We start from the raw sequence: 18158 nt of genomic DNA on the forward strand, positions 1-18158 counted from the left end.
AACGAGACTCTTCATCTCGCCTCGACCTGGTTGTTTCGAACACACATTCGGGTGAAAACCAATCAGTAACACCACATCCAGAACATTCCCCTCGAGTATTTCGATATCATTGAGGGCGTGGAAAGATACCGTTCCGACCCACATACGGATCCCCCGGACGACGACAGAACCCCCGCGGACATACTGGATACTTTGGAAGCCAACGAGCGGGTGATCGCTCGGGCCGAGGCGCGGAGGGCGGTGGTGCTACTGGCCCGGTTCGCCCGGGAGGGTGGGGTGCGGGAGTCGGTGGTGAAGGAGGTGGCCGGGCGGGTGTGTACCCGGCCATCCGACGGATCTGGGACGCACTCGGTATCGGCCCACGGCGGCGTTGGATGAGTTCGTGCGAGTACGCGACCGCGAATGCCGAGGCATCGGATGCCACCGACCCACCCAACGCTGCCAGAACGACCACACCACCGGGTGAGCCCAAGGCGCCACCACCAACGCGAGGGAGTTGGTCGGGTACCGCGAACGAGATCACCACCTCAAAAACCTACCCGGATGGACCTACAAAGTCACTGACAGCACACCCACCATCACCACACCCCACGGCGACGTACACACCAACCCACCCCAACCCCTCCACAAACCCCTCACCCCAGACGACACCCCACCCTTCTGATGGCTCAGGCGAACAGGAACTCCAGTTCGTCCGGCTCCTCGTAGGAACGGCGAGAAAGGTCGGCGGTGGCCAGATCGACATCCACCTTGGGCACCGGCTGCGGACGCTCGCATATCACGAACGCGGTGGCGCAGTAGTCGTCGATCCGCTCGAAGAGTCCGCTGGCGATCACCGGGCCATCGTGCAGCCGCTGGATGCCGTTGCCGGCTACCTTGCCTTCGGCGATCGCTCGCTCCAACCGGTCTTGCTCACCTTCAAGAAAGTGGTCGGCGCCGATCTGCTGGATGGTGACCCGCAACTGGTCGGTGAACACGATCGGATCCAGTACATGCCAACGGTAGCAGCCAACGAACTCCGGCAATGTTCCCAAACCGGACCCGGGCTCGCGCACCTCGAGCGGGACGCCGCCGTAGGGCGCGTGATGCGGACCCATCCCCCAGGCCGTGCCGACGTAGTCCTCGAGGCCGGTGCCGCAGATGGTCGGAAGCTCGGTGTCACCGTCCCGGTAGGCTTTCACCTCGCCCTCGCCATACCATGTTCCAGGGTCCAGCGGGCGCACGCCCAGCACGCAACCGAGGAACCGCCCAGGCCCGGTCAGCCCCTCGCAGATCACGAAATCCTCGCGCGGCACCGTGGGGTTCTGCCGGCGGAAGCTCGCGTGCAGCCTGGCCGTCCCCGCCGTCTCCTCCAGGGTGTAGTCCACCTGGTAGTACAGCTTCACCGGCCGCGAAGAACCGTTGACGAACTCCGCGCGGAACCGGTCGCCGAAGGCCATCGGAATGAAGCTGTTGCAGCCACGCGCCTCCTGGATACTGGTCAGCGCGCTGGCGAAACCGACCGGCCTGCCGTGTGGCGCACCGAAGAAGTCCAGGCAGGGAACCGAGATGCTCGGCTCGTCCAGGTCGTCGTAGAACACCTCCAGGCAGAGCGCCCGGTTCTGCTCAGGTGGACCCGGGGGGAAGGTCATCCACACGTGCCGCACGGTTCCCGGGCCACGCAGATCGGCCAGCGTCACCCGCTCCCCCGGCTGGATGTCCCGGCTGGGCGCGCCCTTCCGGCCTGCCGCCGCGGTGCCACCGGCGCCACGCGCGCCGGTGGGGTTCTCGAAGGTGGCCGCCCGGGAATCGAGCTCGGTGGGAACGCGCGTCAGATCCGTGACATCGACCATGCACGCAACGTATCAGCGGATGTGCAGCCGGCGAAAAGGGCCGGGCAACCGCTCATGCGCCGAGCAGGCCCTTCGCGATGTGGGTCACCTGGATCTCGTTGCTGCCCGCGTAGATCATCAACGACTTCGCGTCCCTGGCCAGTTGCTCCACCCGGTACTCGGCCATGTAGCCGTTGCCGCCGAAAAGCTGGACCGCCTCCATGGCGACCTCGGTGGCCGCCTCCGAGGAGTACATCTTCATCGCCGAGGCCTCGGCGAAGGTCGGCAGGGTGCCCGCGCGCAGCATCTCGATGGTCCGGAAGACCATGTTCTGCACGTTGAGCCTGGCGACCTCCATCTTCGCCAGCTTGTACTGGATCAGCTGGAAGCGTCCGATCTCCTGACCCCACAGGGTGCGGCTGTTCGCGTAGTCCACGCACAGCCGGTGACACTCGTTGATGATCCCGAGCGACAGCGCGGCGACGCCCATGCGCTCGAAAGAGAAACTCTCCCGCGCGCTGTCCTTCCCGTCGCCGCCCTTGTGCTCCTCGGTCTCGCCAAGTAACCGGTCCTTCCCCAGCCGGACGTTGTCGAAGAACAGTTCCCCGGTCGGCGAGGAGTTCATACCCATCTTCTTGAACGGCTTGGACTGGATGAGACCGTCCATTCCGGAGTCCAGCACGAAGGTGAGCACCTTGCGGTCCCGCACCGGGGCGCCGTCACCCTCATCCAGCTTGGCGTAGACGACGATGGTGTCGGCATACGGACCGTTCGTGATGAAGGTCTTCCGCCCGTTGAGGACATAGGAGTCGCCGTCCCTCCGGACATAGGTCTTCATCCCACCGAAGGCGTCCGAACCGGAGTCCGGCTCGGTGATCGCCCAGGCGCCGACCTTGTCGAAGGTGGCCAGGCCGGGCAGCCAGCGTTCCTGCTGCGCCAACGTCCCCCTGGACAGGATGGTGGCCCCGGTGAGCCCGATGCTGACCCCGATCGAGGCCACGATGCCGAGACTCACCCCGGCCAGCTCGCTGATCGCGATCAGCGCCATGCCCTCCTGGCCGCCGAGCCCGAACCCGAGGCCGTCACCGGAGGACTTCGACTCCGCTGCCTCCCTGGCTCGGCGGCTGTCCAGAAGCTTCCCGACAGCCTCCCGTGCCATGGTGTCCACGCCGAAGGACGCGAACAGCTTGCGGATGACCTCGTACGGCGGTAGCTCGCCGCTCTCCAGCGCGTCAGCACGCGGCCGGATCTCCTTGTCGACGAACTCCCGGACCGCGTCCCTGATCAGCAGATCGGTCTCGGACCACTCGATCATGAATCCACCCCTAACCCGGCAGGCGCTCGGCGATGTCGTCGATCCGCCACGGCCCCTCGGTTTCGATCGTCTTCACGTCGTGCCAGCCGGCGAGCTCGGAGATCGCCTCGCCCTGCACGGCGAACACCTTGCCGCTGATCGGGCACTTCTCCGTGGCGAGGTAGGCAACCAGCGGGGAGATGTTGGCCGGGCTGAACGCGTCGAACTCGCCCTCCTCCACCTCCTGCGCGAAGATCGCCCCCATTCCGGGGGTGGCCAGGGTGAGCCGGGTACGCGCGATCGGCGCGATCGCGTTCACCCGCACCCCGTAGCGCTCCAGCTCCCCGGCGGCGACCAGGGTCAGCGCCGCGATACCGGCCTTGGCCGCGCCGTAGTTGGCCTGCCCGGCGTTCGGCATCGTGGTACCGGAGGCCGAGGCGGTGTTGATCACCGAGCCGGCCACCTGCTCGCCCGCCTTGGCACGCGCCTTCCAGTACGCGGCGGCATGCCGCAGCACGGCGAAATGCCCCTTCAGGTGCACGTTGATCACCGCGTCCCACTGGGACTCCTCCAGCCCCGCGATGAACCCGTCGCGCAGGATGCCCGCGTTGTTCACCACCACGTCGAGCCGGCCGAACTCGGAAACGGCCTGCTCCACCAGCGCGCCGGCACCGTCCCACTCGGCCACGTTGTCGGTGTTGGCGACCGCCGTGCCACCCGCGGCCGTGATCTCGTCGGCCACCTCCCGCGCCGGGCCGGAATCCGCGCCACTACCGTCGTTCCCGCCGCCGAGGTCGTTGACCACCACGCGGGCGCCCTCGGCCGCGAACAGCAACGCGTGCTCGCGGCCGATTCCCCGCCCGGCGCCGGTGACCACGGCGACGCGCCCGTCCAAAGCTCCCATGGTGCTTCCTCTCAGTCCGCCACGACGGCAAGGCCGTCCTTGATCACGAGTTCCTCGCCTGCCGTGGCCTCGAACGCGTAGTTGACGCCCCGCTCCGGCCGCCCGGCCCGCCAGATCCGGGTGGTGATGTCCTGCCCGGGCAACACCGGTTTGGCGAACCGCACGGCGAGCCGCTTCAACCGCTCGCCGCGCCCGCCCGCGACCTCGGTCAGCACGGCCCAGGAGGTGAACGCCATCGTGCACAGGCCGTGCGCGATGATCCCGGGGAAGCCGGCCGCCTTGGCGATCTCCTCGTCGAGGTGGATCGGCATCGGGTCGCCTGCGGCCGGGCCGTACCGGAAGGTCTGGTCGGTGTCCACATGCTGCTCGACCCGCGCCACCGGGTGGTGCTCGCGCAGGGACTCGTCGAACTTGTGCTCCGGGGCGAGGGTGCCCACCGGCGCACCGGCGTCGAACTTGCGGAAGAACGCGGTCACGTACTGCTCGTTGACCAGCTCCCCACCCTCGGTGCGACATTCCAGGTAGATCGCCGAGCGGGTGCCGTTGGGCAGGCCCTGGTAGCCGATCATCTTCCCGCGCGAGACCAGCTTGTCCCCCGGTTTCAGCGGCCGGTGGAAAAGGAAATCCTGCTCCCCGTGCACCAGTCGCGGGATCAGTTCGACCGGAACCACCTCCAGCGCGGGCTCCATCAACGCCTGGAAGACCGGGACGATGGCGAACACCGGGGGCGCGAGCTCGCCGGCCAGGTGCTCCTCGATGGGGTCGTTGGTGGCCTTGGCATACTCGATGATCCGCTCGCGGGTCACCTCGAACCGGTGTTCCTCGGTCCAGCTGTCCAGCCCGCTGGGGTCGAAGCTCAGCTCCTCATCAGCCATGGCGATCAGCCCAGCAGTTCCTTGAGCTTCTCCATGGATCGGTCCAGGTTCTTCTTCCCGTCCTTCTCCACGGCCTTGCCCAGGGCGCCCACGATCATCTGACCGGTGAACTCGGCGTCGATGGTGGCCTGCGAACCGCCGGGCGCCTCCTGCACGGACAGGTCGAACCGCACCTTCACCCCGGCCATCCCGGTACCGGAAATGGACAGTGTGGACGGTGCCTCGTAGGCGTCCACGGTCCACTCGATGGTGTTCGGCATGCCCATCATGGTGACCACCTCGGTCACCTTGCTGCCCTCCTTGAACTCCGAGGGCACCTCGCCCTTCCACTTGGTGTGGATGGTCAACCATTTCTCGAAGTTGTTCGGGTCGGAGAAGACCTCCCACACCTGCTCCGGTGTTCCGGGAAGGTCGACCGAAGCATTGATCTGACCCATGACGTCCTCCTGTCGGTTCGTGCGGTGGATGAGCTCAGCGGTCGGCCGGCCGGTAGGCGGTCACCACGACCGCGCCACCGAGTCCGATGTTGTGCTGCAGGGCGACCCGCGCACCGGGCACCTGGCGCCCATCCGCGGCCCCCCGTAGCTGCCAGGTCAGCTCGGCGCACTGGGCGAGCCCGGTGGCCCCGAGCGGGTGCCCCTTGGAGATCAGGCCCCCGGAGGGGTTGACCACCCACCTGCCGCCGTAGGTGGTGTCCCCCGCGTCGACGAGCTTGCCGCCCTCGCCCTCCGGGCACAGGCGAAGCGCCTCGTAGGTGATCAGCTCGTTGGTGGAGAAGCAGTCATGCAACTCGATGACATCCACATCGGACGGTTCGAGGCCGGACCGCTCGTACACCGTGTCCGCGGCTGCCCTGGTCATCTTGCCACCGACCAGGCTGATCGCCGAGTTGTCCTCGAAGCTGCTGCGCATATCGGTGACCATGGACTGGCCGACGATCTCCACCGCCTGCCCGGCGAGCCCGTGCCTGTCCACGAAGGCCTCGCTGGCGATGATCGCGGCGCCGGAACCGTCCGAGGTCGGCGAGCACTGCAGTTTCGTCAACGGTTCGTAGATCACCTTCGCGTCCAGGATTTCCTGCAGCGTGTAGGCATCCTGGAACTGCGCGTACGGGTTGTCGACCGAGTGCCGGTGGTTCTTCTCGCCGATCCTGGCGAACTGCTCCGGGGTGGTGCCGTAGGTGTCCATGTGCTCCCGCCCGGCCGCGCCGAACATCCACGGCGCGGGCGGCATCGCCACCTCGTACAGCTCGGCCAGCGCGAGGATGTGCCTGAGCATGGGCTGCTCGCGGTCGTCGTAGGTGCTACCCAGTGAGCCGGGTTGCATCTTCTCGAAGCCGAGCGCCAGCGCGCAGTCCACGGTGCCACTGCGCACCGCCTGCGCGGCGAGGAACAGCGCGGTCGAGCCGGTGGAGCAGTTGTTGTTCACGTTCACCACCGGGATGCCGGTCAGGCCGAGCTCGTAGACCGCCCGCTGGCCGGAGGTGGACTCGCCGTAGACATACCCGACGTAGGCCTGCTCGACCCGCGCGTAGGAGATTCCGGCATCCGCGAGCGCGAGCTCGCCGGACTCCTTGGCCATCGCCGGGTAGTCCCAGTCCGCACGGCGACCCGGCTTCTCGAACTTCGTCATCCCGACGCCGACGACATACGTCTTGGTGCTCACCGTGGGGCTCCCTTGCTGATCGGCTGTTCCGCCCTACCGGAGGTACTATAAACATACCAACCGGACTGTATGTTGACTAGCCTTCACCGCGTTCCACACCGAGGTGACGAACGCGCGGGGGCGGGGCGGGGCTGTCGATGCTAGGGAGGAGACATGAACCAGCAACTGTGGAGCGCGGTCGACGACTACTTCTCCGGCCGGCTGATCCCGCCCGATCCGGCGCTGGAGGCCGCGGTCGCGGCCAGCGCGGACGCCGGCCTGCCGTCGATCTCGGTGGCTGCGAACCAGGGCAAACTGCTCAACCTGCTGGCCAGGATGTCCGGTGCCCGCCGCATCCTGGAGATCGGCACCCTCGGCGGGTACAGCACGATCTGGCTCGCCAGGGCACTGCCGGCAGGCGGCCACCTGCTGACCATCGAGGCGGATGAGCGGCATGCCGAGGTCGCCAGGGCCAATCTGGACCGTGCCGGCCTCGTCGACCTGGTCGAGGTCCGGCTCGGCAAGGCACTGGAGGTCCTGCCCGGGATCGCCGGCCCGTTCGGCCTCACCTTCATCGACGCGGACAAGGAGAACAACGCCGAGTACTTCCGGGCCGCGCTGGAACGGTCCGAGCCGGGCGGCGTGATCGTGGTGGACAACGTGGTTCGTGCCGGACGGATCGTCCAGGAGGGAGCGCGGGATCCGGGGGTCGAGGGGGTGCACCGCCTGCATGAGCTGATCGCGGCGGAGCCGCGGGTGGACGCGACCGCGCTGCAGACCGTCGGCGGGAAGGGCTACGACGGCCTCACCATCGCACTCGTCACCGGTTGAGCAGCGGCACTCGCACCGGTGGGAAACGGCGAATCGGACGATCCTCATGGTACTTCGCCATGAAGGAGCGCCAGATCTCCGCGGGGATCGTCTCGCCGGTCACCCGCTCGTCGCCCGCGTCGCGCAGCCTGCGCTCCCGGTCGGCACCCACCCAGACGGCGGTGGCCAGCTGCGGCGTGTACCCGGCCATCCAGGCCGCGGAGTTGTCCCCGGTGCCCGCGAACCGGTGCGAGCCCGCCTTCGCCGCCGCCGGCCGCCCGCCGGGCAGGTCCGCGCCGCGCTCGCCGACCTCGCGCAGGGAGGCGGTCACCTCGGCGGCGATCCGGGCGTCCCGGCCGGGGCGCCCGGAGCCGGCACTGAACGCGGGCGTCCTGGACGGTCCGCGCTCCCAGGCCACCGCGCCGTCCTCGTCCCGCACCCTGGCCACGAAATGCGGTTCGATGCGCATACCCTGCCCGGCGAAGGTGGCGTAGGCGCCGGCAAGGTCGATCGGGCGTACGGGGTAACGGCCCACCGCGATCCCGGGGCCGATCGAGACGCCGTCCGGCTCCCGCAGGGTCGGCTCGCCGGCGACCTCCGCCGGGATGCCGGCGTCCCGGGCGGCCTTGCTGACGTTCTCCGCGCCGAAGGTCTTGGTCATCGTGACGAACGGGGTGTCGGCCGACACCCTGGTGGCCTCCCGTACCGAGCAGCGCACGGTACTCGCGCAGTCGTTCGCGTTGCGGAACTCCTCCCCGCCGAAGCTCGCCCGGTGCGGGGAGGGGAAGGTCTCGTCGATCCCACTGCCCTGCCGCAGCCCGGCCACCGTGACGAACGGGTGGAACGCCGAGCCCGGGGGCCGCGGGGTGGCCGCGTAGTCACGCACGTTCCACGAGCCGCCGTGGTAGGCGACCACGGCCCCGGTGTCCGGGGTGAGCGCGACCAGTGCGGCGCGCAGGTAGTCCGGCTGGCCGGCCAGCCGTCTCCGCACCACCCGCTCGCTCGCCGCCTGGGCACGCGGGTCGATGGTCGTCTCGATCCGCATCCCCTCCCGCCGCAGCCGGTCCAGGGACACCCCTTCCCGCCCCAGCTCGGCCAGCACCCGCTGCTTGAGGTGATGCTCGGTGTAGGTGAGCCGGCCTGCCCTGCTCTCCGCCGGATCGGCCACCTCATCGCCGGGATAGGTCATCCGCGCGCGCTCGGCCGGGTCCAGGTAGCCCCGCTCGACCAGCTTCTCCATCACGTACTCCCAGCGCTTCTTGGCGTGCGCGTGGCCGGACACCGCGGGATCGTGCACCGAGGGCGACTGGATCATGCCGGCGAGGAAGGCCGCCCGGCTCCAGCCGAGCCCGTCCTCGATGGACGTGCCGAAGTAGGCGCTGACCGCCGCGGCGGGGCCGTGCGTGTTCCGCCCGAAGGAGATGATGTTGACGTAGCTCTCGAAGATCTCCTCCTTGCGCTGCTGCTGCGTGATCTTGGTGGCCAGCACCAGCTCCTTGAACTTGCGCAGGTAGGTCGCCTGGTCCTGGCCGGTGGACTTCTTGATGTACTGCTGGGTGATCCCCGAGCCGCCGCCCACGCCGGTGAGCGCGGCCCTGGCGATCCCGGCCGGGTCGAAGCCCTCGTTCTCCCAGAACGTCGGGTCCTCCACCGCGATGATCGCGTCCCGCAGGCGTTCCGGGACCTCCGCGTACGGAACGAACCGGCGGTCCCCGTCCTCCGGTGGGAGCTTCATCAGCTCGCTGCCGTCGGCGTACTCCAGTACGACCGTCTTCTCCAGCTCGGCCAGCACCTCGTGCGGGTCACGCACGTCCCAGAGCAGGTAGCCGACCAGGAAGGCCACTGCCGGGACACCGATGGCGAGGCCGGCGCCCCAGTATCCGATCCGCCGGATCCGGCGCCAGATCCTGCTCCGGCGGCTCGGCATGGCCGCAGCCGGATCGCCCGATTCGTCCGCATCCGTCACCTTTCGACCTCCTGAGCCAGCAGGGCGTCAGTTCGCCACCGATCTCAGTACGCCGAACGGGTCAGGAAGGTTGAGCTCGTCAGCTGAGGAAACCGCGCAGCAGCGAGGCAGTGCCCTCGATGTGCTCGGCCATGGCCTGGCGGGCCGCCACCGGGTCGCCGGCAAGGATGGCGTCCACGATGGCCTCGTGCTGGGTGTTCGAATGGTCGAGGTTGGGCTCCAGCAGCGGGATCCGGTCCAGCAGCTCGTTGATCCGCATCCGCACGTCGGCGACCGCGGTGGTCAGCGAGCCGGACGAGGTGACCTCGGCGATCGCCAGGTGCAGGCGGGAGTCCCTGCGCCGGTAGTCGTCGATGTTCGCGGACCCGGTGTCGGCGAGAGTGCTGGTGAGGTGCCTGCGGTCGGCGGGGGTGAGCGTCCGGGAAGCCGCGAGCTCGGCGGCTCCGGTCTCCAGCACGTGCCGCAGGCCGAGCGCGTCCTCCAGCGCCGCGGGGTCACGCAGCCTGCCCTCGGCGCGCGGCGGCGGCAGGCTCTCGGTGACGAAGGTGCCGCCGTACCGGCCTCTCCGGGAGGTCACGTACCCGGCGTCGGCCAGCGCCCGGATCGCCTCGCGCAGGGTCACCCTGCTCACCCCGAGGCGCTCGGCCAGTTCCCGCTCCGGCGGCAGCCGCTCCCCCGCACCGACCACGCCGAGCCGGATCGCCTGCAGTAGCCGCTCGACGGTCTCCTCGAACGCGTTACCGGCACGCACCGGCCGGAACAGCGCATCGCCCGCGCTCGACCCACCGTCGGACTGCACGCTCACCGTTTCTCCCTACCTCGGCTACCCACCGAGTGTAGGCAACCTCAGCACTCGATCACGTTCACGGCAAGCCCGCCGCGCGCGGTCTCCTTGTACTTGACCTTCATATCGGCACCGGTCTCGCGCATGGTCTTGATCGCCTTGTCCAGTGCGACGACGTGGCTGCCGTCTCCCCACATCGCCATCCGCGCGGCGTGAATGGCCTTCGAGGCCCCGACGGCGTTGCGCTCGATGCACGGGATCTGCACCAGCCCGCCCACCGGGTCGCAGGTGAGCCCGAGATGGTGTTCCACCCCGATCTCGGCGGCGTTCTCCACCTGCGCCGGTGTCCCGCCGAGGACCTCGGTGAGCCCGGCCGCGGCCATCGCGCAGGCCGAGCCGACCTCGCCCTGGCAACCGACCTCGGCCCCGGAGATCGACCCGGTCTGCTTCAGCACCGACCCGAGCGCGCCCGCGGTGAGCAGGAAGGTGATCACACCCTCGTCGTTCGCGGTACGGATGAACCGGGTGTAGTAGTGCAGGACCGCGGGGATGATGCCGGCGGCGCCGTTGGTCGGTGCGGTCACCACCCGCCCGCCGGCGGCGTTCTCCTCGTTGACCGCGAGCGCGTACAGGCTCACCCAGTCCATCGCGTGCAGCGCGTCCCCCACGCCGTCCTGGGCGCGGAGTTTGTCGTGCAGCGCCTTGGCCCTGCGCGGCACCTTCAGCCCGCCGGGCAACACACCGTCGTGCTCGCAGCCGTTGCGCACGCACTCGACCATCACCCGCCAGATCTCCAGCAGGCCGGCCTTGATCTCGTCTCCTGTGCGCCAGCACAGCTCGTTACGCAGCATGATCTGGCTGATCGGCAGGCCGGATGTCCGGCACTGCTCGAGCAGGTCGGCGCCGGTGCGGAACGGGTGCGGCACCGGGGTCGAGTCCTCGACGATCGCCGGATCGCCCCGCATCCCGGACTCGTCCAGCACGAACCCGCCGCCCACCGAGTAGTAGACCCGTTCGCGCAGTACCGCACCGCCCGCGTCGAACGCCCGGAAGGTCATCCCGTTCGGATGCGCGGGTAGCGACCTGCGCCGGTGCATCAGCAGGTCCTTCTCCACCGAGAAGGCGATCTCGTGCTCACCACGCAACCGCAGCCGCCGGGACTCCCGGATGGCCGCCACCCTTTCGGGCACGGAATCGGTGTCCACCTCCTCCGGCCGCTCGCCGGCGAGGCCGAGCAGGACGGCCTTGTCGCTGCCGTGCCCGTGCCCGGTGGCGCCGAGCGAGCCGAACAACTCGGCGCGCACCCTGGTGGCGGTCGGCAACAGGCCATCGGCCGCGAGCCCGTCCACGAATGTTCGCGCGGCCCGCATCGGACCCACGGTGTGCGAACTGGACGGCCCGATCCCGATCGAGAACAGATCGAAGACGCTGATGGCCATCGTCGGCTCCTAACGTCTTGCCAGGAGGGAGCTGGCTTCTTGCGCGGCGGGGGTGTCGGTGTCCAGATGCTCCAACCCCTCCGGCAACGACTCACCCCGCCGCCGCTTGGTCTGCGCGTACAACCGGCCCGCCCGATACGACGACCGCACCAACGGACCCGCCATCACCCCCGCGAACCCCAACCGCTCCGCCACCCGCGTGTGCTCCACAAACTCCTCCGGCTTCACCCACCGATCCACCGGCAGATGCCGCGCCGACGGCCGCAAATACTGCGTAATCGTCACAATCTCACACCCCGCCCCCACCAGATCCGCCAACGCCGGCTCCACCTCATCCGGCGACTCACCCATCCCCAAAATCAGATTCGACTTCGTCACCAACCCCGCATCCCGCGCCCGCGACAACACCTCCAACGACCGCCCATACCGAAACCCCGGACGAATCCGCCTGAACAACCGCGGCACCGTCTCCACATTATGCGCCAACACCTCCGGCCCCGACGAAAACACCTCCCCCAACTGCCCCGGATCCGCATTGAAATCCGGAATCAACAACTCCACACCCGTCCCCGGATTCACCCCATGAATCCGCCGCACCGTCTCCGCATACAACCACGCCCCACCATCAGCCAAATCATCCCGCGCCACCCCCGTCACCGTCGAATACCGCAACCCCATCGCCCGCACACTCTCCGCCACCTTCCCCGGCTCCGCCACATCCAACGCCGCAGGCCGACCCGTATCAATCTGACAGAAATCACACCGCCGCGTGCACTGATCCCCACCAATCAGGAACGTCGCCTCCCGATCCTCCCAACACTCATAAATATTCGGACACCCCGCCTCCTCACACACCGTGTGCAACCCCTCCCGGCGCACCAACCCCTTCAACTCCGTGAACTCCGGCCCCATCCGCACCCGCGTCTTGATCCACGACGGTTTCCGCTCGATCGGCGTCTCACTGTTACGCGCCTCGAGACGCAACAACTTCCGACCATCCGGTGCCGCCCCGCTCATGGCAGATCCGCGTACAACGGGTGCTTCTCGGCCAGCAGCTCGACCCGGCCGCGCAGCTCCTGCTGGGTGGCGTCGTCGAAGTCGGGGCGCAGCGCGGCCGCGATGATGTCGGCGATCTCGGCGAAGTCGTCCGCGCCGAACCCGCGGGTGGCCAGCGCGGGGGTGCCGATCCGCAGGCCGGAGGTCACCATCGGCGGGCGCGGGTCGAAGGGCACCGCGTTGCGGTTGACCGTGATCCCGATGCTGTGCAGCCGGTCCTCGGCCTGCTGCCCATCCAATGTGGAGTTGACGAGGTCCACAAGAACCAGGTGTACGTCGGTGCCGCCGGTCAGCACCCGGACCCCCGCGGAAACGCAGTCCGGGTGGGACAGCCGGGCGGCCAGGGTCTTGGCGCCGTCGAGCACCCGCTGCTGCCGCTCCCGGAACTCCTCGCTCGCGGCGATCTTCAGCGCCACCGCCTTGGCCGCGATGACATGCTCCAGCGGCCCGCCCTGCTGGCCGGGGAACACCGCCGAGTTGAGCTTCTTGGCCAGTTCTTTCCTGGCCAGGATGATGCCGCCACGCGGCCCGCCGAGGGTCTTGTGCGTGGTGGTGGTCACCACGTCGGCGTGCGGCACCGGGCTGGGGTGCAGCCCGGCGGCGACCAGGCCGGCGAAGTGTGCCATGTCCACCATCAGCTTGGCGTCCACGGCGTCGGCGATCCGGCGGAACTCGGCGAAGTCGAGCTGCCGCGGGTAGGCCGACCACCCACCGATGATCAGCTTCGGCTTGTGCTCGCGGGCCAGCTTCTCCACCTCGGCCATGTCGATCTGGCCGGTCTCCTTGTCGACGTGGTACGGCACCACGTTGTAGAGCTTGCCGGAGAAGTTGATTTTCATGCCGTGCGTGAGGTGCCCGCCGTGCGCGAGGTCGAGGCCGAGGATGGTGTCCCCCGGCTCGAGCAGGGCGACCATGGCGGACGCGTTGGCCTGCGCGCCGGAGTGTGGTTGCACGTTGGCGTACTCCGCGCCGAACAGCTCCTTGGCCCGCTCGATCGCCAGTTTCTCGGTGACGTCCACGTGCTCGCAGCCACCGTAGTAGCGCCTGCCGGGGTAGCCCTCGGCGTACTTGTTGGTGAGCACGGAACCCTGCGCCTCGAGCACGCCCACCGGGGCGAAGTTCTCCGAAGCGATCATTTCCAGGGTGTTCTGCTGCCGCTTCCGCTCCTCGGCCACCGCCGCGGCGACCTCGGGATCCACAGTGGACAGATTGGCGTTGAACGAGTCCATGCTCACTCTCCTTCCTCGACGACCTTCGAGTACTCCTGCGCGTCCAGCAGCTCCGGCATGCTCTCGGTGCGCACGCGGAAAAGCCAGCCCTGCTCGTAGGGGTCGGAGTTGATCAATTCGGGCGCGTCCGCCGCGGCCTCGTTGATCTCCACGACCTCGCCGGTGACCGGGGCGTACAGCTCGCTCACCGACTTGGTGGACTCGATCTCGCCACACGGCTCACCCGCGGTGATGGTGTCCCCGACCGCGGGCAGTTGCACGAACACGATGTCGCCGAGGGACTCCGCGGCGAAGGAGGTGATGCCGACGGTGGCCACGCCGTCCGCGGCGCTCAGCCACTCGTGTTCCTTGGTGTAGCTCAGGTTCTCCGGGATGTTGCTCATCTGTCCGCTTTCCTCACTTCGCGCGCTTGTAGAAGGGCAGGGCGGCGACCTCGACCTGTTCGGGGCGGCCGCGGATGTCGACGGAGAGGCTGGTGCCCGGCTCGCTCAGCCGGGGCGGCAGGTAGGCCATCGCGATGGGGTAGCCCAGCGTCGGGGACAATGCCCCGCTGGTGACCTCGCCGACCTCCCGCTCACCGTCGAGCACACGGTAACCGTGCCGCGGCGCCCTGCGCCCGGTGCCACGCAGGCCGGCCAGCACCTGTTCGGGCTCGCTGTGCTTCTCCAGCGCGGTCCGCCCGACGAAGTCACCCGATTTGTCGAACTTCACCAGCCTGCCGAGGTTCGCCTCAAAGGGGGTCAGCCAAACGGTCAACTCGTTGCCGTACAGCGGCATGCCCGCCTCCAGCCGCAGGGTGTCCCGGCAGGCGAGGCCGGCGGGCAGCAAGCCCTGCGGCTCGCCTGCCTCGGCGACGCGCCGCCAGACGGCCGGGGCCTCGGCCGCGGGGCAGAACAGCTCGAAACCGTCCTCCCCGGTGTAGCCGGTGCGGGCCAGCAGCAACTCGTGGCCGCCCAGCACGGCGGGGGTGGCGGCGTAGTACTTCAGCGCGTCCAGGCCGCCGTCCAGCTCGACGGATTCCAGCAGGCCACGGAGGATGCCGGCGGCCCGCGGCCCCTGCACGGCGATCAGCGCGGTCTCCGCGGAGCGGTCGGTGACCACGGCGTCGAACCCGCTCGCCCGCTCGGTCAGCTCGGTCACCGCGACCGCGGCGTTGCCCGCGTTGGCCACCACCATGAAGCGTTCCTCGCCGGGGCGGTAGACGACCAGGTCGTCCAGCACGCCGCCGGTCTCGTGGCACAGCATGGTGTAGCGGGCCCTGCCCACCTTGATCCCGGCGAGGTTGCCGACCATGGCGTAGTTCAGCGCGTGCCCCGCTTCCGGGCCGGTCACCTCGATCTCGGCCATGTGCGAGAGGTCGAACTGGCCCGCGGTCTCCCTGACCGCCCTGTGCTCGGCCAGCTCACTGGAGTACCGCACCGGCATGGACCAGCCGGCGAAGTCGGTGAACGAGGCGCCGAGCTCGGTGTGCACCTCGTGCAGTGGAGACTGGGTGGTCATCCGGAAAAGCTCCTCAGTTCTCATAGGCGGAAAGCGGCGGGCAGGAGCAGACCAGGTTGCGGTCGCCGTGCGCCCCGTCGATCCGGCGCACCGGTGGCCAGTACTTGCCCTTTGCCTTCGCCTGGGGGAACGCGGCGAGCTTGCGGTCGTAGGGCAGCTCCCACTCCTGCGCCAGCATCTCCGCGGTGTGCGGGGCGCCGCGCAGCGGGCTCTGCTCCACCGGCCAGCGGCCCTCGGCCACGTCGTCGATCTCCTTACGGATCGCGATCATCGCATCGCAGAAGCGATCCAGCTCGCCGACGTCCTCGCTCTCGGTCGGCTCCACCATCAGCGTGCCCGCCACCGGGAAGGACATGGTCGGCGCGTGGAAGCCGTAGTCGATCAGCCGCTTCGCCACGTCCTCCACGGTGACGCCAGTCCGCTTGGTCAGCGGCCGCAGGTCGAGGATGCACTCGTGGGCGACCAGGTCGTGCTGGCCGGTGTAGAGCACCGGGTAGTGCGCGGACAGCCGGGCGGCCACGTAGTTGGCGGTGAGCACCGCGACCTTGGTCGCGTCGGTCAGCCCGGCGGCGCCCATCATCCGGACGTACGCCCAGGAGATCGGCAGGATCGAGGCAGAGCCGAACGGGGCCCCGGCGATCGGGCCCACCCCGGTCTCCGGGCCGGCCTCCGGCAGCAGCGGGTGGTTGGGCAGGTAGGGCGCCAGGTGCTCGCGCACCGCGACCGGTCCGACGCCGGGGCCACCGCCGCCGTGCGGGATGCAGAAGGTCTTGTGCAGGTTCAGGTGTGAGACGTCGCCACCGAAGCGCCCCGGCGAGGCGAGGCCGAGCAGCGCGTTCAGGTTCGCCCCGTCCACGTACACCTGCCCGCCCGCGTCGTGCACGATCGCCGCGAGCTCCTCGATGCCCTGTTCGTACACGCCGTGTGTGGACGGGTAGGTCACCATGATCGCGGCCAGGGTGTCCGCGTGCTCCACTGCCCTGGCCCGCAGGTCGTCCAGGTCGACGTCCCCGTTCGCGGTGCAGGCGACCACGACCACGCGCATCCCGGCCAGCACGGCGGACGCGGCATTGGTGCCGTGCGCCGAGGAGGGGATCAGGCAGACGTCCCGCTCCGGCCGGCCGTTCGCCCGGTGGTAGGCGCGGATGGCCAGCAGCCCGGCCAGTTCGCCCTGGCTGCCGGCGTTGGGCTGTAGGGACACGTTGTCGTACCCGGTGACCTCGGCCAACCAGGCGCAGAGCTGGTCGATCAGCGCGCGGTAGCCCTCGGCGTCCTCGACCGGGGCGAAGGGGTGCAGACCGGCGAACTCCGGCCAGCTGATCGGCTCCATCTCGGTGGTCGCGTTCAGCTTCATCGTGCAGGAGCCGAGCGGGATCATGCCCCGGTCCAGCGCGTAGTCCTGATCCGCGAGCCGCCGCAGGTAGCGCAGCATCGCGGTCTCGGACTGATGGGTGTGGAACACCTCGTGGGTGAGGTACTCGCCGCCGCGGGACAGTCCCCGGGGGATCGCCTCGGCCTCGGCCGGTTCGGCGTCCACCCCGAAGGCGGTGAGCACCCTGCGCAGCACGGCCCCGGTGGTGGCCTCGTCACAGGCCACCCGCACGTGGTCGGCGTCGGCGAGGCCGAGGTTGATCCCGGCCTCCCTGGCCCCGGCCACCACCGCGGCGGCCCGGCCGGGAACCCTGGCCAGCACGGTGTCAAAGAAATGCCCGTGCACGACCTCGACCCCACCCGCACGCAACGCCGCGGCCAGCCCCGCCGCCTGGGTGTGCACCCGGCGGGCGATGGCCGCCAGCCCTTCCGGTCCGTGGTACACCGCGTACATCGCGGCGAGCACCGCCGGCAGCACCTGCGCGGTGCAGATGTTGCTGGTGGCCTTCTCCCTGCGGATATGCTGCTCGCGGGTCTGCAGCGCGAGCCGGTAGGCCTGCGCACCCGCCTCGTCCACCGACACGCCGACCAGCCGGCCCGGCAACGAGCGCTCCAGCCCGGCGCGCACCGCGAGGTACCCGGCGTGCGGGCCGCCGTAGCCCATCGGCACGCCGAACCGCTGGGTGGTGCCGGCCGCGAGGTCGGCACCGAACTCGCCGGGGGCGGTGAGCAGGGTGAGCCCGAGCAGGTCAGCGGCCACGCAGTAGAGCGCACCCGCCCGCTTCGCCCGCTCGCCGACCTCGGTGTAGAAGCCGGGCTCGCGCAGTACCCCGGAGGCGCCGGGGTACTGGACCACCACGCCGAAGCAACCGTCCTCCGGCAGGTCCCCGGCCAGGTCCCGTACGTCGACCTCGAGCCCGAGCGCCTCGGCGCGGGTACGGACCACGGCGATGGTCTGCGGGAGACACTCGGCGTCCAGCACCACACGCTGGGACTTCGACTTGGACACCCGCCGCATCAGCAGTACGGCCTCGGCGACCGCGGTCGACTCGTCGAGCAGCGAGGCGTTGGCGGTGGTCAGGCCGGTGAGGTCGGCGACCATGGTCTGGAAGTTGAGCAGTGCTTCGAGCCTGCCCTGGGAGATCTCCGGCTGGTACGGCGTGTACGCGGTGTACCAGGCCGGGCTCTCCAGCACGTTCCGCCGGATCACCGAGGGGGTGAGGGTGTCGTGGTATCCGAGGCCGATCATCTGCACCATCGGCCGGTTGCGCGCGGCCAGCGCGCGCAACTCGGCGGTGGCCTCCTGCTCGGTGGCAGCGGGCGGCAGATCCAGCTCGCCGGTACTGCGGATGGCCGTCGGCACGGCCGACTCGGCCAGCGCGTCCAGGCTGCCGTAGCCGCACTCGGCGAGCATCTTGGCCTGCTCGGCCGGGGAGGGGCCGATGTGACGCGTCGCGAACGACATATGGGAGCTC

General features: G+C 69.3%; 16 protein-coding genes. 2 read left to right on the top strand and 14 right to left on the bottom strand.

The annotated features are described in order from the left end of the window. The first annotated feature begins 117 nt into the window (after nucleotides 1–117). Nucleotides 118–378 (top strand): hypothetical protein, encoded by a 261-nt coding sequence (locus tag FB471_RS32250; protein WP_142003591.1) that lies wholly within the window; start codon nucleotides 118–120, stop codon nucleotides 376–378. A 290-nt stretch (nucleotides 379–668) separates the two neighbouring features. Here the strand turns inward: FB471_RS32250 and FB471_RS32255 are convergent, their stop codons facing one another. Genes FB471_RS32255 through FB471_RS32280 form a run of 6 tightly spaced genes read right to left on the bottom strand, consistent with a single transcriptional unit; the run spans nucleotide 669 to nucleotide 6549 of the window. Next, nucleotides 669–1832, bottom strand: a complete 1164-nt coding sequence (locus FB471_RS32255) for a glycoside hydrolase family 172 protein (RefSeq protein WP_142003592.1) — start codon at nucleotides 1830–1832, stop codon at nucleotides 669–671. A 52-nt stretch (nucleotides 1833–1884) separates the two neighbouring features. Next, complete coding sequence (locus FB471_RS32260; protein WP_142003593.1) at nucleotides 1885–3126, bottom strand: acyl-CoA dehydrogenase family protein; 1242 nt, start codon at nucleotides 3124–3126, stop codon at nucleotides 1885–1887. A 10-nt stretch (nucleotides 3127–3136) separates the two neighbouring features. After that, nucleotides 3137–4009, bottom strand: coding sequence for an SDR family oxidoreductase (locus FB471_RS32265; protein WP_142003594.1), 873 nt, complete (start codon nucleotides 4007–4009; stop codon nucleotides 3137–3139). An 11-nt stretch (nucleotides 4010–4020) separates the two neighbouring features. Next, the gene (locus tag FB471_RS32270) at nucleotides 4021–4884 is read right to left on the bottom strand and encodes a MaoC/PaaZ C-terminal domain-containing protein (protein WP_142003595.1); all 864 of its coding nucleotides are present in this window, start codon (nucleotides 4882–4884) and stop codon (nucleotides 4021–4023) included. A gap of 5 nt (nucleotides 4885–4889) precedes the next feature. Further along, nucleotides 4890–5321 carry a type II toxin-antitoxin system Rv0910 family toxin gene (locus FB471_RS32275; RefSeq protein ID WP_142003596.1) on the bottom strand — a complete coding sequence of 144 codons (432 nt, stop codon included), beginning with the start codon at nucleotides 5319–5321 and terminating at the stop codon, nucleotides 4890–4892. A 34-nt stretch (nucleotides 5322–5355) separates the two neighbouring features. After that, entirely contained in the window at nucleotides 5356–6549 is a 1194-nt protein-coding gene (locus FB471_RS32280; RefSeq protein ID WP_142003597.1) for a lipid-transfer protein, read from the bottom strand. 153 nt (nucleotides 6550–6702) lie between these two features. Between FB471_RS32280 and FB471_RS32285 the strand changes: the two genes are divergently transcribed. Then, nucleotides 6703–7359, top strand: coding sequence for an O-methyltransferase (locus tag FB471_RS32285; protein WP_142003598.1), 657 nt, complete (start codon nucleotides 6703–6705; stop codon nucleotides 7357–7359). Here FB471_RS32285 and FB471_RS32290 read toward each other — a convergent pair. From FB471_RS32290 to gcvP, 8 genes are all read right to left on the bottom strand, one after another. Next, nucleotides 7349–9304, bottom strand: a complete 1956-nt coding sequence (locus FB471_RS32290) for a transglycosylase domain-containing protein (protein WP_246076828.1) — start codon at nucleotides 9302–9304, stop codon at nucleotides 7349–7351. The two genes, FB471_RS32285 and FB471_RS32290, sit on opposite strands and share 11 nt — an antisense overlap. Before the next feature lie 79 nt (nucleotides 9305–9383). Further along, nucleotides 9384–10103 (bottom strand): FadR/GntR family transcriptional regulator, encoded by a 720-nt coding sequence (locus FB471_RS32295; RefSeq protein WP_142003966.1) that lies wholly within the window; start codon nucleotides 10101–10103, stop codon nucleotides 9384–9386. Nucleotides 10104–10150: 47 nt separating this feature from the next. Beyond that, nucleotides 10151–11527, bottom strand: coding sequence for an L-serine ammonia-lyase (locus FB471_RS32300; protein WP_142003599.1), 1377 nt, complete (start codon nucleotides 11525–11527; stop codon nucleotides 10151–10153). Between the two features lie 9 nt (nucleotides 11528–11536). Then, on the bottom strand, nucleotides 11537–12544 hold the full coding sequence (lipA, locus tag FB471_RS32305; RefSeq protein WP_142003600.1) for a lipoyl synthase: 1008 nt from the start codon (nucleotides 12542–12544) through the stop codon (nucleotides 11537–11539). Continuing rightward, entirely contained in the window at nucleotides 12541–13812 is a 1272-nt protein-coding gene (gene glyA, locus FB471_RS32310; RefSeq protein ID WP_142003601.1) for a serine hydroxymethyltransferase, read from the bottom strand. Before glyA ends, lipA begins: the two co-directional genes overlap by 4 nt. Before the next feature lie 2 nt (nucleotides 13813–13814). Then, the gene (gene gcvH / locus FB471_RS32315) at nucleotides 13815–14195 is read right to left on the bottom strand and encodes a glycine cleavage system protein GcvH (RefSeq protein WP_142003602.1); all 381 of its coding nucleotides are present in this window, start codon (nucleotides 14193–14195) and stop codon (nucleotides 13815–13817) included. 13 nt (nucleotides 14196–14208) lie between these two features. Further along, nucleotides 14209–15312 (bottom strand): glycine cleavage system aminomethyltransferase GcvT, encoded by a 1104-nt coding sequence (gcvT, locus tag FB471_RS32320; RefSeq protein ID WP_142003603.1) that lies wholly within the window; start codon nucleotides 15310–15312, stop codon nucleotides 14209–14211. Between the two features lie 13 nt (nucleotides 15313–15325). Further along, the gene (gene gcvP / locus FB471_RS32325) at nucleotides 15326–18148 is read right to left on the bottom strand and encodes an aminomethyl-transferring glycine dehydrogenase (RefSeq protein WP_142003604.1); all 2823 of its coding nucleotides are present in this window, start codon (nucleotides 18146–18148) and stop codon (nucleotides 15326–15328) included. Between the last annotated feature and the right edge of the window lie 10 nt (nucleotides 18149–18158).

It is taken from the genome of Amycolatopsis cihanbeyliensis (assembly GCF_006715045.1).
Lineage (GTDB): Bacteria > Actinomycetota > Actinomycetes > Mycobacteriales > Pseudonocardiaceae > Amycolatopsis > Amycolatopsis cihanbeyliensis.

Bases quoted from the DNA above. Each gene is read 5' to 3' on its own strand.
- lipA (WP_142003600.1), bottom strand. From the start codon at position 12,544: ATGAGCGGGGCGGCACCGGATGGTCGGAAGTTGTTGCGTCTCGAGGCG.
- glyA (WP_142003601.1), bottom strand. From the start codon at position 13,812: ATGGACTCGTTCAACGCCAATCTGTCCACTGTGGATCCCGAGGTCGCC.
- FB471_RS32285 (WP_142003598.1), top strand. From the start codon at position 6,703: ATGAACCAGCAACTGTGGAGCGCGGTCGACGACTACTTCTCCGGCCGG.
- gcvT (WP_142003603.1), bottom strand. From the start codon at position 15,312: ATGACCACCCAGTCTCCACTGCACGAGGTGCACACCGAGCTCGGCGCC.
- gcvH (WP_142003602.1), bottom strand. From the start codon at position 14,195: ATGAGCAACATCCCGGAGAACCTGAGCTACACCAAGGAACACGAGTGG.
- FB471_RS32255 (WP_142003592.1), bottom strand. From the start codon at position 1,832: ATGGTCGATGTCACGGATCTGACGCGCGTTCCCACCGAGCTCGATTCC.
- FB471_RS32265 (WP_142003594.1), bottom strand. From the start codon at position 4,009: ATGGGAGCTTTGGACGGGCGCGTCGCCGTGGTCACCGGCGCCGGGCGG.
- FB471_RS32275 (WP_142003596.1), bottom strand. From the start codon at position 5,321: ATGGGTCAGATCAATGCTTCGGTCGACCTTCCCGGAACACCGGAGCAG.
- FB471_RS32260 (WP_142003593.1), bottom strand. From the start codon at position 3,126: ATGATCGAGTGGTCCGAGACCGATCTGCTGATCAGGGACGCGGTCCGG.
- gcvP (WP_142003604.1), bottom strand. From the start codon at position 18,148: ATGTCGTTCGCGACGCGTCACATCGGCCCCTCCCCGGCCGAGCAGGCC.
- FB471_RS32300 (WP_142003599.1), bottom strand. From the start codon at position 11,527: ATGGCCATCAGCGTCTTCGATCTGTTCTCGATCGGGATCGGGCCGTCC.
- FB471_RS32270 (WP_142003595.1), bottom strand. From the start codon at position 4,884: ATGGCTGATGAGGAGCTGAGCTTCGACCCCAGCGGGCTGGACAGCTGG.